Below are 13,446 nucleotides of genomic sequence, written 5' to 3' on the forward strand. Positions count from 1 at the left end.
GGATACCCTCCGACGGACCCGGAGCGCGCGAATAGACGCGTGCTCGCACGAGCGCGGCGCCGCCTCGGAGGATGACTCCGGGACGGCGCCGTCGTACGGCCGTGCGATGGGATCAGGCCGGGACGACCAGGATCTGGCTCTGCGCGTGGCTGCCGCCCGTCGGCGTGCCGCAGACCGTCGTGGCCTCGGAAGTGATCAGGCCGGTGCTGCCGCTCTGCGTGCCGCGCATGCCGGCGTTGATCTGACCGATGAGGTACCAGTACGCCGCCGCGCTGTTGGGAGTCTGGAAGTTCCAGTTCGCGTCGAACGTCAGGTCGGTGTAGCGCCAGATCGCGTACTGGGTCGCCTCGATCGCGTCGTTCGCGCTGAGCGGCGCGGTGAACGGGCGACTCGCTGCGGCCGCATCCGCGGCGACCGCGGCCGAGAACGCGCTCAGCGTGATGCCCGGGTAGCTGTTCTGGATGATCCACAGCACCTTGCTGTAGATGTCGGAGCTGCCGGTGAGGTAGTTGCTGCCGAGGAAGCTGCCGAGGCCCCCGGCGGTCGCCGCCAGGTTCGACTTCGCCGAGACATTGTGCTCGACGCAGTACGAGAAGTAGTCGGGCGCTCCCGGGTTGCTGGGGTCGGCGGGCGTGCTGTTGTAGACCCCGTGGATCCCCGTGCCGCCGTAGCCCTGCTGCAGTGCTCCCATCCAGACCCCTGAGACCATGACCTGGATGCTCGACGTCGCCCCGTTCGGGGAGATCTGACCGAGCACGGTGTACGTCCCGGGGGTCGAGCTGGTGATGATGTGGCTCGTGAGATCCACGACGCCGTTCGCGTCCGAGACGAACGTCTTCGGTGCGGTGGTGTTGTCGTCCCAGTGGAACGACGACTGCCCGGCGGGGGCCGCCGACGGAAGCGTCACGATGATCGCCTGGTTCGCGACCGGCGTCCCGTTGTTGGTGATCGTGAAGGCGATGCTGCCGACGGGCGTGCAGACGCCCGTGGGCGCCGGCTGGCTGCCGGGGGCGATCACGACGCCGTTCGAGGCCGCGTACGCGGGCACGGCCGACGCCGCCGCGATGACGGGCAGCGACCATGCCGCCCCCTTGACGATCGTGCGTCGCGTGAGGGCCTTCTTCGGCCCGTGCTCGTTGTCGAGCTGTTCCATGTTGCTACTCCCCAATTCGAGTGGTGGCCGGGTGCCACCGTCCCCACGAGAGAAGGAGTGCGCGCGACAGGGAAAGTGACGCGGCGGATCCGGTGCAGCCCGGGTCCGTGTCCCGTCAGAGCTGCCGCGCCTTCGCATCGACCGCTCCGCCACGACGGGCTGCACCGGTGAGACGGCCGGGGCCGGGGAGGACCTCGGCCGTCTCACCACATAAGGAGCGCGGACCAGGGCGAGAAGTGACGCGCCGTGAGAGAGTCAGTGCCGCTCCTCCTCGTCCCGCAGGGCGGGCGGGATCTGGCCGGACAGCCACTGGATCCTCAACCCGGCCCTGGCTCGCCGCTGCAGCTGCGAGACGGCGTTCGGCTTGATGCCGAGCTGCCGAGCGATCTCCGGCCGGCTCACCTCCGCGACCTCCGCGAGCCACAGCACCTGCTGCCAGCGCTCGGGCAGCGCCTGCAGCGCGGTCAGGACGGCGGTGGCGTCGCCGTCCCTCTCGGCGATGCTGAGCGCATCGCGCTCGTCGATCTGCTCGACCTCGCCGAGCTGCACGAGCTGCTCCGCCTCCTTGCGCCACCGGATCGCGAGATTGCGCACGACCGACGTGAGATATGACCGGAACGCGAACTGCGGGCCCGCCTCGGTCGTCGTGACCTGCTGGAACACGGCGAGGAACGCCTCGGAGACCAGATCTTCCGCGCGTGACGCCAGACGCCGGTGCGCATAGCGCAGGGCGGCCTTCGAATGCCGCAGCCAGAGGGCGTCGTACGCCCGCACGTCTCCCGCGCGCAGAGCGCGCAGAAGCTCGGCATCGGTGCGTGGATCCACCGAGATCCTCCCCAATGAATGAGGCTCATCCGGCTCTCCTCCCCAAGAGGCCGGAAGTGGATCTGCACGACGGGTGCACGCAGTTGAACGGTCCGACGATAGCGGATCCGACCCCTGCTCCCGGTGTGCCGGACGGGGTGCCGTCGCGTGCCGCCCGCCGTTGCCCGCGAGCACAGAAAACGGCTCATACCGAAGGAGTGCGGAAGTGCCGAAAAGTGACGAATCGACTTTTCGACGGCACGCGTGCCTGGGCCGTGGCCCGGTATTCCGCCCCCCGCGCGGAATACCGGCGTGGGATAATGGCGCCTGGGACGAAGGACCGGGGACATGGGCAGAGCCGCAGGTGTCGTATCGCGCGTTCGTGACGCCCTCCCCACGGCCTGGGCGGCCACCTGGCAATGGGCGGTCATCGCCGTCGGCGTCGCGCTCGCCGCCTACCTCGTGCTGGAGCACGCGACCACCTCCTCCGTGCTGGCCGCCGCCGCGCTCGCCGCCCTCCTCGTCGGCGCCGTGCTCACCTGGTCGGTGCCCCTGGCGATCGCGCTCATGGCGACGCCGGTCGTGTTCGTCACGGAGCGCCTCGCGGTCGGCGGAGCGGATCTGACGGTGTCGGACGCCGCGCTGGCCGCAGGCTTCGGCACCGTGGTGCTGCTGGGCAGCCGCCGGCTCAGCCCACCGATGCGGGCGATGCTGTGGCTGAACGCGATCTACCAGTTCAGCACCGTCTTCACGGTGATCGCGAACCCGTTCCCGCAGAACACCGTCGAGTGGTTCCACGCCTGGCTGCTGATCTCGGGAGCGCTTGTGCTCGGATGGGGGCTGGGGCGCGCAGGCTACGCGCGGCTGAGCATGCTCCTGCTGCTGGGCATGCTGGGACTGATCGCGGCGGGGACCTTCGCGACGGCGGCGCTCAACGCCCTCCAGGGGCACGGCCTCGATGCCGTGTACCCCCTGTGGCCGTGGGCGATGCACAAGAACGCCGCCGGCGGAGCCCTGGCGCTCGGCGTCTTCCTGGTCTACGCGCGACCGGACTGGCTCGGGCTCTCCCGGCGCTGGACGGTGCTGCTGGTGTGCGTCTTCGGGGCGGCGCTGCTGCTCACGCAGTCACGCCAGGCGATCGCCGGCCTGCTGGGCGCGCTCTTCATCCTGATCATCCGCCGCGGCGCGGCGGGGCACGCGCTGTTCCTCACCGTGCTGGCCGTCCCGGCCGTGCTGCTGCTCGTGCAGAGTGTGATCGAGCAGTTCGCATCCGGGAACCAGTTCAACTCGGCATACGCCCGACTGGACTGGATGCGCGAGGTGTACGCGCTGTGGAAGCTGTCGCCGGTGTTCGGCCACGGACTGCGCTATTGGTACGTGCACCCCTGGGCGCATTTCCAGCCCCCGCAGGCGGAGCTCGAGGTCGCGGCGTCTGCGGGCGTCGTGGGCCTGCTGGGGTTCGCGATCATGTGGGCGGGGTTCGTCATCGTGCTGTGGCGGGTGGCGCCCCGCTACGGCGCGGTCGCTCTCGGCGCGGTCGTGCTGCGCATCACCGCGGCGCAGTTCGACCTGTTCTGGGTGGCGGCGCAGGTCTCGGTGCCGTTCGTGGTCGCGGGGATCTGCCTGGGCGCGCAGGCGCTCGCCGTCTCGAAGGGTGACGGACAGTACTGGGCGCCCCCGAAGGACGCCCGGCAGAGCTCCGCCGAGCGCCGCGCGGCGGCACGGCGCTCGAAGGCCCGGGGCCGGCGGAACCCCCGTTTGTATGATCGTGCTTACTCATCCACCCCGAAGGACTGACATGGACATCCGGGACTATCTTCGGGCGCTGCGGCGCAACTGGATCGCGATCATCCTGATGACCGCGGTCGGGCTCGGCGCCGCGTACGGGTGGGCGAAGATCCAGACGCCCGTGTACGAGGCCTCGGTCAGCGGTCTGGTGAAGAGTCGGGTGACGCCGACGGATCCGCAGCAGCAGCTCGCGCAGTCCACGGACACGTATGCCCGCGCGAAAGTGCCGACCTACCTCGTGATGGCGGGATGGCGCAGCGTCGCCGTGAACGCCGGCTCGACCCTGGGGCTCTCGGACAGCCCGGAGTCTCTGGTGAAGCGCATCACGGTGACCAACCCCGAGGCCACCAACATCATCAACATCGCGGCCACCGCGTCGTCGCCGAAGGCCGCGCAGCAGCTCGCGGACGCGTGGATGAAGGGCCTCGTCTCCGTCATCGACGACACCGACGGCATCGATCGCCAGCCGGGGACCTCGCCGGTCATGATCTACGTCGCGCAGACCGCGGCGCTGCCCGAGGCGCCGATCTTCCCGAGCGTCCCCACGGCGCTGCTGATCGGCGGACTCCTGGGGCTCGGCGGCGGGATCGCGTTCGCGATGATCCGCGCGATCTCGGATCGCCGCGTGCGCGGCACCGACGACGTGGAGCAGCGTCTGGGGGTGCCCGTCGTCGGCATCATCCCGAAGGTCGACTCCGTGGCCGCGGAGCGGCGGATCGTCGCAGAGGACGACGCGCACGCGGATTCGCGCACGGACTTCGCGGTGCGCGAATCGCTGCGCGCCCTGCGCACGAATCTGCAGTTCATGGACGTCGACCATCCTCCGCGCACGATCGTGGTGACGAGCGCCCTGCCGGGGGAGGGGAAGTCGACCGTGGCCGCGAACCTCGCGATGACCCTGGCCGCCGCCGGCGCGAACGTCGTGCTCGTCGACGGCGACCTCCGGCGCCCGACCGTCGCCTCGACCCTCGGGCTCGTCGCGGGCGCGGGCCTCACCGACGTGCTCGCCGGACGGGCCAAGCTCACCGAGGTCGCGCAGACGGCGCCCGATATCCCCAACCTGGCTGTGCTGACCGCCGGCACCATCCCGCCGAACCCGAGCGAGGTGCTCGGATCCGCGCGGATGCACCAGCTCGTGAAGGACCTGACGAAGCACGCGACCGTCATCATCGACGCTCCGCCCGTGCTCGCCGTGACCGACGGCGCCGTGCTCGCCAACCAGGCCGATGGCGCCCTGCTCGTGGTCGCGGTCGGAAAGACCACCTACGACGTCGTCGACAAGGCGCTCAACACGCTCGAGAAGGCACGGGGGCGGGTGCTCGGGGTGGTGCTCAACCGCGTGCCCGTGACCGGACGGCAGGCCGGGTACGCCTACGACTACCGCGAGAAGTCCTCGCCGAAGGAGACGGCGGGCAAGGGCGGCAAGAGCACCGACGCGGCGAGCGGGCCGAAGCGCACCGGCGCGCAGCCGGTGCCCGTCGTGCCGGCCGACCAGGGACCGCTGCTCCCCGACGAGGAGGCGTCGGCGCAGCCCGTCGAGGAGACGGTCGCCGCCCCCGCCTCGAAGCCGCGCCGGGCCACGGCGCGTGCGGTGCGCGCCGCGCGGACCGCCGCTCCCGCCGAGCGCGGGAAGGATCCCGCTCTCGCGGCGGATCCCGAAGCCGGCGACCTCGACAGCCTGCTGGGCGACTTCATCGCCGACGACGCCGCCACCGGGCCGCGCCGCCAGCGCGGCCGGACGTGAGCGCGCCGCGCGTCGCACTGATCACGTCGTCCTACGCACCCCACGTCGGCGGCGTCGAGACCCACGTCGCCGAGGTCGCCCGAGCTCTGACCGCCCGCGGCGTCGCGGTCGAGGTCTGGGCCGTCGACCGGGGCGAGCGCCCGCAGGGCCCGCCGCCCGACGCGTTCCCCGTGCGCTATCTGCCGACGCCCCTGCCGGCCCGGCGTGCGGCGTCGCTGGCCCGGTTCGCCCGGCGGGCGCCGGGGGCGTGGACCGCATGGACGCGCGCGCACCGGCGCTTCCGCCCCGACGTCCTCCACGTGCACTGCTTCGGCCCGAACGGGCTCTACGCGCTCGCCCTGCAGCGCCGATTCGGCACGCCCCTGATCGTCACCTCCCACGGGGAGACCACCGGCGACGACGACAACGTCTTCGCCCGCTCCGCGCTCCTGCGCCGCGGCCTCCGCGACGCGCTGGCCGCATCCACCGCGGTGACCGCGCCCTCGGAATATGTGCTGCGGGATCTGCGCGCGCGATTCGGACTGACCGGCGGCGTGGTGGTGCCGAACGGCGTGGCCCCCGACGTGCCGGCGGACAAGGGGATCCGCAGCCGCCTCCCCTCGGGCGCCTATCTCGCCGCGGTCGGCCGGCTCGGCAGGATGAAGGGGTTCGACCTCCTGATCGAGGCGTTCGCGCGTCTGCGGGAGCGCGGGACACCGTCGCGGGCCGGGAACGGTGAGGGGCCGGACGAGGTGCGGCTCGTGATCGCCGGCGACGGACCCGAGCGGTCCGCGCTGGCGGAGCAGGTCGCGGCACGCGGTCTCACCGACGTCGTGGACTTCCTCGGATGGTGCGCGCCGGCCGAGGTGGCGACGGTGCTGGCGGGATCCCGCGCGCTCGTGGTGCCGAGCCGCTCCGAGGCGTTCGGCATCGCGGCGCTGGAGGCGTGGCGAGCCGGGACGGCCCTCGTGATGACGAACCGCGGCGGCGCCGGCGAGTTCGTCCACGACGGCGAGGACGGCATCCTGGTCGACCCCGAGGACGAGGATGCGCTGGCGGCCGCCATCGCGCGCGTGCTCGAGGATCCGGCGCTGCGCGACGGGCTGGCGGCGGCGGGATCCGAGCGGGTCGCCGAGTTCCGCTGGGAGCGCGTCGTCGAGCGGTACCTGCTGCTCTATCCGCCCGCGGGGACGTCCCGATGACCGGGGCCGGAGGGTACGACAGCCCGCTTCGGCGGCGACTGCGCCAGGCGCGACGGATCCTGCAGGCCGCGCCCGTGGTCGGCGTGCGCGGAGTCGTCGTGCCCGCTTTCTGGTGGGACGGGCACCCGAACTTCGGCGATGCCCTCACACCGCTGCTGCTGCCGCGGTACGGCATCGTCCCGCTGCATCGCGAACCCGACCGAGCGCGGCTCGCGGGGGTCGGCAGCATCATCCAGTTCCTCCCCGAGCGCTTCGACGGGGCCGTCTGGGGCTCGGGGTCGATCGACGACGCCGAACGCCGCCTGCCGTCGGCCCACGTCCTGGCCGTCCGCGGCCCGCTCACGGCGGAGCGGATCGGGGCGGAAGGGGTCGCGTACGGCGACCCGGGGCTGCTGGTGGGCCGTCACCTGAAACGGCCCCGGTCGGACGGCAGGGTCGTGCTCGTGGCGCACGGTCATCATCGGCGCGATGAGGAGCTCCTCCGGCTCCAGGCGGCAGCGGGCGTGCGCGCCGTCAACGTGCACCGGCCTGCACCGGGAGTGCTGCGCGGGATCGCCTCGGCGGACGCGGTGCTGACCACGTCGCTGCACGGGCTCGTCACGGCCGACGCCTACGGGATCCCGGCCGTCTGGACGACGCGGGAGCCGGCCCTCATCGGCGGCGACTTCAAGTTCCGCGACTACGAGGCGGCGGTCACGCCGGGCCGCAGCCGCTTCGTCTCCTTCGAGGACCTGCGCACGCCGGACGACGTGGTGCGCCGGGCGCGCGCCGCCGACGCCGCGCGCGTGACGGCGCTGTGCGACGGGCTGGAGTCGGCACTGCGCCGTCTTCCCGAGGTTCTCGGGGCGTTGCCGCGCTACCCGGCGGGAGCTCTGCACCGCTGACCTCCCGCGGTCCGGCAGCGGTCAGCGCAGGGCGGCCCAGATCCGGGCGTGGCCCTGCGCCGAGCGGTCCCAGGTGAACTCCGCCGCGCGCGCACGGCCGGCGGCGATGAGCGCGTCGACGGCGCTGTCGCCCGATGTCGCGGTCAGCACGCCGTCGACGACCCCGTCCGCCGTCGGCGCGACGATCACCGCTGCTCCGCCGGCGACCTCGGGCAGGCTGCTCGTGTTCGCCGCGATCACGGGGACGCGGGCGGCCATCGCCTCCAGCACGGGCAGTCCGAACCCTTCGTAGAGCGACGGCACGACCACGGCGCGGGCCGCGGCGACCAGGCCCGGCATGAGCTCGTCCGGCAGGCGACCGAGCAGGCGCACCGCGGGCAGGTCCGAGAACAGCTCCGTGCGCCGGGGATGCGGCGGGCCGGCGAGCGCGAGCAGCAGGTCGGGGCGTTCCCGATGGATCCGGGGCCACGCGGCCGCCAGCGCTTCGAGGTTCTTGCGCCGGGCGGCGCCGCCCGCGTGCAGCAGGAACGGCCGGTCGAGGCCGAGGGTCGCACGCGCCCGGTCGGTCAGGGGCGTCGCGTCGAGGTAGCGCGGATCCACTCCGTTCGGCACGACGTGCGGATCCGCCACCCCGAGGAAGTCCACCGCCTCCGAGGCGGTGAACGCCGACACGCAGATGACGGCCGCGGCGCGGCGGGCCTCGGCGGCGGCCGCGGCGACGGGCGCGGACTCGTCCGGGAAGCGCCAGGACACCACGTCGTGCAGCGTGATCACGTCGGCGTGCGGGGAGGGCGGCAATTCGAGCGCCATGCGGTGCGAGACCGTGTCGCCCCGGTACAGCAGGCGGCCCAGCGACGCGCGCGCGCTCTCGGTCGCGCGTGCGACCCGGCCGAGGGGAAGCCGGCGGTTCCCGTCGAGAGACGACCGCAGCGACCGGAACACGAGGGGGCGCACGGTCCACGGCTCGGACGAGGCGTGGCGCAGCGCCGCCTCGGCGCGCTCGCCGATCTGCCGCTGGTACGCCTGCGCGCCCATGGGCACCTCGGTCGCGATGGTCGCCAGGGAGAGCCGGGCGGCGGTCATGGCGTGCTCCGTCCGGTCGTCCCGCCGCCGGGAGCGCCGTCGCCTGTCGTGCCGCGAGCACCGTCGCCCGGGGGCGCAGTCGCGTCGCCTCGCCCGGACTGCGCGCTCAGCCAGCCCTCGATCGGCGCGACGCAGGCGGCCCAGGTGCGCTCGGCGAGCACCTGCGCGCGTTCTGCGGCGGGGACGGGTTCCTCGCCGCGCCGCCGCAGACGCTCGGCGATCCACTCGGCCCATGCCGCCGGATCCGCGGAGACCCGGGCCTGGGCGCCGGGGAAGGCGTTCGCGGCGTCGGGCGTCGCGATCACGGCCGCTCCGGTGGCCATCGACTCGGCGAACTTCATGGCCGCGCCCACGCCGTCCACCACGGGCACGGCCACGACCGTGGCCTCCGCCGCGAAGTCGGCCAGGCTCGGCACCTTTCCGACGAACTCCACGCCCGTCGGCAGTGCGACGGACGGATCCAGTCCCGTGCCCGCGATCCGGCACTGCGCCTCGGGCGCCCGCGCGGCGAGCCGCGGCCAGACCTCGCCCGCGAACCACTCCAGTCCGCGGCGGTTCGGCTCCCAGCCCCAGCCGCCGAAGAGCACCACGAGAGGGAGCGCCCGCGAGTAGTCCCGGTCCGGCCACTCCTGCGGATCGATGCCCAGGGGAGCGGTGAACGTCCGCGCCGCCGCCTCCGGGTGCTGGGCGATCAGACGGACGCGCTCCGTCTCGGAGCAGGTCATCACGGCGTCCGCGCGGGCGATGGCCCGCGTTTCGAGATCGCGATGCCGTCCCGCCTGCACGGGGAGCCCGCGGGAGAGGTACCAGGCGCTCATCGCGTTGTGGACGTCGAGCAGGACCGGGACCTCGGTCTCCTCGGGCAGCAGCCAGAGGGAGTCCTGGTGCGACACCACGATCGCGTCCCAGGGCTCGCTGCGCAGGCGCCGGGAGAGCCGCCGTGCGGCGCCGGGAACCGCCCTGCCCCGCACGTGCAGCCGCGGGCGGAGCACCTCGCCGAGGGCCGCGATCGAGGAGTCGTCCTGCGGGCCGGCCGGGGAGACGACGACCACCCGTCGACCGTTCTCCCGCAGCGCGGCGATCTGGTGGTACTGACGGCGCTGCCCGCCCTGCCCGAAGCGATCCGGCACCTCGACGCTCAGCCACAGGATCGCGCTCTGCGGAGCGCGTGCCGACGCCGCACGGGGCTGCGTCGCCGTGCGGCCGGCGGATCCGTGCGGGGCTCGGGCTCGCGCCATCACGCCTCCTGTCCGTGTGCGCTTCCAGTATGCCCGCGGGGATCCGCGACGGATCCTGTTCTCGACGCGCGGACGCCGCGCATCCCGCTGGCTATCATCGGGTCTGGTGGCGCATCGCAGGCGTGGGCGAGCGACAGGAGCGCAGGTGGCCGAAGGGCGAGCCGGTGAGGCGACGATCGGGATCGTCATCCCGCTCTACAACGGCGCCCGGCACATCGCCGACACGCTCCGGTCCGTGCTCGCCCAGACGCACTCCGCACTCGAGGTGATCGTGCTCGACGACGGGTCCTCCGACGACGGTGCCGAGATCGTGCGGAGCATGCTCGGGGATCCTCGGCTGACGCTGGTGCAGAAGCGCAACGAGGGCATCGCCCGCACCCGCAACGCCGGGCTCGCGCTGCTGGCCGCCGGGACGAAGCACGTGATCTTCCTGGATCACGACGACCTCATCGCCCCCGACCTGTGCGCGCGGCTGTGCGACGTGCTCGACCGCCGCCCCGACGCAGTCGGCGCCTTCGCGATCGCGGACTGGATCGATGCCGACTCCGCGCCGCTCGGCGACGGGGAGTTCGCCCGCTTCATGCGGCAGCGCGAGATCGTGCGGGACGGGCGGGTGGTGCCCGTCGCCCCGGGCGAGGATGCGACGCTGCCGGAGCTCTTCCTCGCCAACCACCTCTATCCGCCCAGCGGGATCCTGCTGCGGCGCGGAGCGATCGACGCGATCGGCGGATTCGATCCGTCGTACCGCGTGGCCGACGACTGGGACGCGCTGGTCCGGCTGTCCCGGCTCGGGCCGATCGCCGCGCTGGACGAGATCCTGGTCGGCTACCGGCGCCACGGCGCGAACGCATCGGGGGATACGGCGCTGAACGTGCGTGAGAGCCGCGCCGTCTGGGCGCGCACGTACTCCTCGGCCGACAACTCCCCGGCCGACCGTCGCGCGCTGCAGGCGGCGTGGCGGGGCATGCAGCGGCACAAGTTCCGGGTGAAGTCGGAGGCCGCGCGGCGTGCGCTGCGGTCGGGTCGGCTGCTGGCCGCCTGCCGGCTCCAGCTGGACGCCCTCGCCCACCTCGCGCTGATCCGCCCGCTGCGGCGCTGGGGCCGGTGAGACGGGATCAGATCCCGTCGAGGAGGGAGCGCAGCCGGGACCACGCCCAGTCCGGAGAGCGCTGCATCGCCCGCCGCAGCCCGTCCTCGCCCCGCCGGATCCTGGCCGCGGGATCCGCGATCAGGCCGCGGAGCGCGCCGGCGAGTGCGCCGGGATCGTTCGGCGGCACCAGCACCGCGACGTCGCCCACGACGCTGGGGATGCCGCCCGTGCGCGAGGCCACGATCGCCATCCCGCTCGCCATGCCCTCGCCGAGGATCAACCCGCTGGGCTCGGCCCACACCGAGGGCACCACGAGCACATCGGCCTCGCGGTAGAGGCCCGGCAGGGCGTCCCTGTCGGCGAACGGGAGGAAGCGGACAGGAGCACGGGCCGCGCGCGCGAGCTCCCGCACCCGCTGCTCATAGCGGGAGGGATGCGCGCCCGCGTCGAACTCGTGGCTGCCCACGAAGGTGAACTCGGCGTCGTCCGGCCCGAACTCCTGCGCCGCCCTGGCCAACACGTCGGGGCCCTTCTGGGGGACCATCCGCCCGACGAACAGCACCCGCACCGGACCGGATCCGTCCGCCCTCCGCTCCGCCGGGGAGAACCGCGCCGTGTCGACGGGGTTCTCGACGACAGCGACCTTCGACCGTTGCGCGCGCGGCAGCAGACGGGCGGTCTCGTCGGCCAGGGCATCGCTCACGCAGATCACCGCGGCGGCGTCGCCGACCGCCCGATCCGCCTCGCGACGCCCGTAGGTGCGGAACAGCTGATTGTGCGCGTAGAGCGACACGCGATGCCCGCTCCCGCGCAGCAGCCGAGGGAGGACGGGCGCGTTGTGTGCGAGCACGTGCGCCGCGGGGAGCTCGCGCACGGCGTCCGCGACCGGGGCGAACGACCGGGCGAGCCGCGGGCGCGTCCCCCCGAGCCGGCCCGCGACCGCATCGAGGACGCGCCCGGTGCGCGTCACCCCGGGGGCGCGGTCGTACTCGATCAGCTCGACGCCGGGGTAGCGCGGCGCCATCGTGGTGCGGTCCAGGACGACGGCGTGGGGAGCGTCGCCGGCGCGCCGGGCGGCATCGGCGAGCAGGTGCACGACGGTCGGCACGGCGGAGCCGGTGCGCGGGGAGAAGTGGTCGCCGGGCGTGATGGCGTGGATGACGCGGAGTTCGCCCATGGGGTCAGCATAGGGCGGCCGGGCGTGGAGTCTGGGGTGGCTTCGATGATCGCCGTCTAGGGGGCTGTGCGCCGCCCCAGTTCGGGGATCAGCTCGACCAGCCGGCGGGTGTAGCGCTCGGTGCTGTAGCGGACGCGCGCCCACTCGGCGGTCTCGAGCCCGGCCGTGGGCGCGGTCGCGAGTGCGAGGATCACGGCTGCGGCGAACGCCTGCGGCTCGTCGGTCACGGGGAACGGGACCCGGCCGTCGTCCGCGGCGATCCCTTCCGCCCCCACCGTGGTGGCGACCACCGGGAGGCCGCGCAGCAGCGCATCGATCGTCTTGAACTTCACGCCCGCGCCGGAGTGCAGCGGCACGACCGCCGCGGTGGCGGTGCGATAGACCGTGTCGAGATCGGGCACGTAGCCGGTCACGGTCACCCCCGTGCCTTCGACCGCACGTCGGCTGAGAGAATCCGGCGGGTGCGCGCCGACGAGCGACAGGGTCGCCTCAGGCAGGGCCGCGCGCACCGCGGGCCACACCTCGTCCAGCAGCCATTCCGCCGCCTCGACGTTCTCGCGGCGATCGAAGGCGGCGACGAAGACGGCGTGCGCGGCGCGCGGCGCCTCCCGGCCCTCGAGCAGAGGATCGTGATGCTCGGCCGGGTCCCACAGGGGCGGGTCGATCGCCGCCACCCGGGAACGTCGCGCGGCACGGCGCACCTGTCCGGCGTCCTTGTCGCTTAATACGACCACGACGTCGGCGCTCCGGAACGACGCGGGCTGCGTCAGGGCGACGATCAGCACCCGCCACACCCGCCACACGATCTTCGTCATGGCGCGCTGAGCCCGGGCGGCCCGCAGCCACCGCAGCTCGCGCTGGAGCGGCACGTCGTGGGCGAACAGGGCGGTGGGGCGCGGCGCCGCCGCTCGGCGCAGCAGGAAGGCCATCTCCTCCCAGTGCGCCTCGACGAAGTCCGCATCCCGCACCGCGTCGCCGACCTCGTCGCTGCGGCGCAGCCCTCGGCGGCTGCTCGGCGGGAGCCAGTGCGGCGCCACCAGCGCGGCCACGCGGTCGACCGCGCGCATGCCGGGAGAGAGGTCTCCGCCGACCAGGATCACGCGGCCCGGATCCTCCCTGCGCGCGAGGCCGACGCGGTTGAGCGCGGAATCCGGTGCGACGACGGTCACGTCATGGCCGAGAGCGCCGAGCGCCCGCAGGTGGCGGCGGTAGTACTCGCCGCCCGCATGCGGGATGCCGGGGTAGGGCACGACCAGCGAGAAGCTGACGATCCTCATCGTGAAGGGCCGGATCCGACGGACACC

11 protein-coding genes are annotated in these 13,446 nt (G+C 73.4%); 5 read left to right on the top strand and 6 right to left on the bottom strand.

All coding sequences use genetic code 11. The annotated features are described in order from the left end of the window. Window positions 1–112 precede the first annotated feature (112 nt). Window positions 113–1,153: a Cys-Gln thioester bond-forming surface protein gene (locus tag RL72_RS05370; RefSeq protein ID WP_045249788.1), complete on the bottom strand. Its 1,041-nt coding sequence runs from the start codon at window positions 1,151–1,153 to the stop codon at window positions 113–115. A 255-nt stretch (window positions 1,154–1,408) separates the two neighbouring features. Further along, on the bottom strand, window positions 1,409–1,978 hold the full coding sequence (locus RL72_RS20045) for an RNA polymerase sigma factor (protein ID WP_045249789.1): 570 nt from the start codon (window positions 1,976–1,978) through the stop codon (window positions 1,409–1,411). A gap of 327 nt (window positions 1,979–2,305) precedes the next feature. Between RL72_RS20045 and RL72_RS05380 the strand changes: the two genes are divergently transcribed. The 4 genes from RL72_RS05380 to RL72_RS05395 are packed head-to-tail and all read left to right on the top strand — an operon-like array spanning window position 2,306 to window position 7,554. After that, window positions 2,306–3,754, top strand: coding sequence for an O-antigen ligase family protein (locus RL72_RS05380; RefSeq protein WP_052674209.1), 1,449 nt, complete (start codon window positions 2,306–2,308; stop codon window positions 3,752–3,754). Between the two features lies 1 nt (window position 3,755). Then, entirely contained in the window at window positions 3,756–5,489 is a 1,734-nt protein-coding gene (locus tag RL72_RS05385) for a tyrosine-protein kinase domain-containing protein (protein WP_052674210.1), read from the top strand. Continuing rightward, complete coding sequence (locus RL72_RS05390) at window positions 5,486–6,670, top strand: glycosyltransferase family 4 protein (RefSeq protein WP_045249790.1); 1,185 nt, start codon at window positions 5,486–5,488, stop codon at window positions 6,668–6,670. Before RL72_RS05385 ends, RL72_RS05390 begins: the two co-directional genes overlap by 4 nt. Beyond that, window positions 6,667–7,554, top strand: coding sequence for a polysaccharide pyruvyl transferase family protein (locus RL72_RS05395; RefSeq protein WP_082072134.1), 888 nt, complete (start codon window positions 6,667–6,669; stop codon window positions 7,552–7,554). Before RL72_RS05390 ends, RL72_RS05395 begins: the two co-directional genes overlap by 4 nt. Window positions 7,555–7,575: 21 nt before the next feature. Here the strand turns inward: RL72_RS05395 and RL72_RS05400 are convergent, their stop codons facing one another. Beyond that, complete coding sequence (locus RL72_RS05400) at window positions 7,576–8,637, bottom strand: glycosyltransferase family 4 protein (protein ID WP_045249792.1); 1,062 nt, start codon at window positions 8,635–8,637, stop codon at window positions 7,576–7,578. Next, the gene (locus tag RL72_RS05405; RefSeq protein WP_045249793.1) at window positions 8,634–9,875 is read right to left on the bottom strand and encodes a glycosyltransferase; all 1,242 of its coding nucleotides are present in this window, start codon (window positions 9,873–9,875) and stop codon (window positions 8,634–8,636) included. The genes RL72_RS05400 and RL72_RS05405 overlap by 4 nt, the downstream gene beginning before the upstream one ends. A 145-nt stretch (window positions 9,876–10,020) precedes the next feature. Here RL72_RS05405 and RL72_RS05410 point away from each other — a divergent pair, with 145 nt between their 5' ends. Continuing rightward, complete coding sequence (locus RL72_RS05410) at window positions 10,021–10,983, top strand: glycosyltransferase family 2 protein (protein WP_045249794.1); 963 nt, start codon at window positions 10,021–10,023, stop codon at window positions 10,981–10,983. Between the two features lie 7 nt (window positions 10,984–10,990). Here the strand turns inward: RL72_RS05410 and RL72_RS19085 are convergent, their stop codons facing one another. After that, window positions 10,991–12,142, bottom strand: a complete 1,152-nt coding sequence (locus RL72_RS19085) for a glycosyltransferase family 4 protein (RefSeq protein ID WP_052674211.1) — start codon at window positions 12,140–12,142, stop codon at window positions 10,991–10,993. 56 nt (window positions 12,143–12,198) lie between these two features. Next, the gene (locus RL72_RS19090) at window positions 12,199–13,419 is read right to left on the bottom strand and encodes a glycosyltransferase (protein WP_052674212.1); all 1,221 of its coding nucleotides are present in this window, start codon (window positions 13,417–13,419) and stop codon (window positions 12,199–12,201) included. Window positions 13,420–13,446 lie beyond the last annotated feature (27 nt).

The organism is Microbacterium azadirachtae, assembly GCF_000956545.1.
Taxonomy (GTDB): domain Bacteria; phylum Actinomycetota; class Actinomycetes; order Actinomycetales; family Microbacteriaceae; genus Microbacterium; species Microbacterium azadirachtae.

What these genes read in the sequence shown, in the direction of transcription:
- RL72_RS05385 (WP_052674210.1), top strand. Translation starts at nt 3,756, where the DNA reads ATGGACATCCGGGACTATCTTCGGGCGCTGCGGCGCAACTGGATCGCG.
- RL72_RS05405 (WP_045249793.1), bottom strand. Translation starts at nt 9,875, where the DNA reads ATGGCGCGAGCCCGAGCCCCGCACGGATCCGCCGGCCGCACGGCGACG.
- RL72_RS19090 (WP_052674212.1), bottom strand. Translation starts at nt 13,419, where the DNA reads ATGAGGATCGTCAGCTTCTCGCTGGTCGTGCCCTACCCCGGCATCCCG.
- RL72_RS05395 (WP_082072134.1), top strand. Translation starts at nt 6,667, where the DNA reads ATGACCGGGGCCGGAGGGTACGACAGCCCGCTTCGGCGGCGACTGCGC.
- RL72_RS05370 (WP_045249788.1), bottom strand. Translation starts at nt 1,153, where the DNA reads ATGGAACAGCTCGACAACGAGCACGGGCCGAAGAAGGCCCTCACGCGA.
- RL72_RS05400 (WP_045249792.1), bottom strand. Translation starts at nt 8,637, where the DNA reads ATGACCGCCGCCCGGCTCTCCCTGGCGACCATCGCGACCGAGGTGCCC.
- RL72_RS19085 (WP_052674211.1), bottom strand. Translation starts at nt 12,142, where the DNA reads ATGGGCGAACTCCGCGTCATCCACGCCATCACGCCCGGCGACCACTTC.
- RL72_RS05380 (WP_052674209.1), top strand. Translation starts at nt 2,306, where the DNA reads ATGGGCAGAGCCGCAGGTGTCGTATCGCGCGTTCGTGACGCCCTCCCC.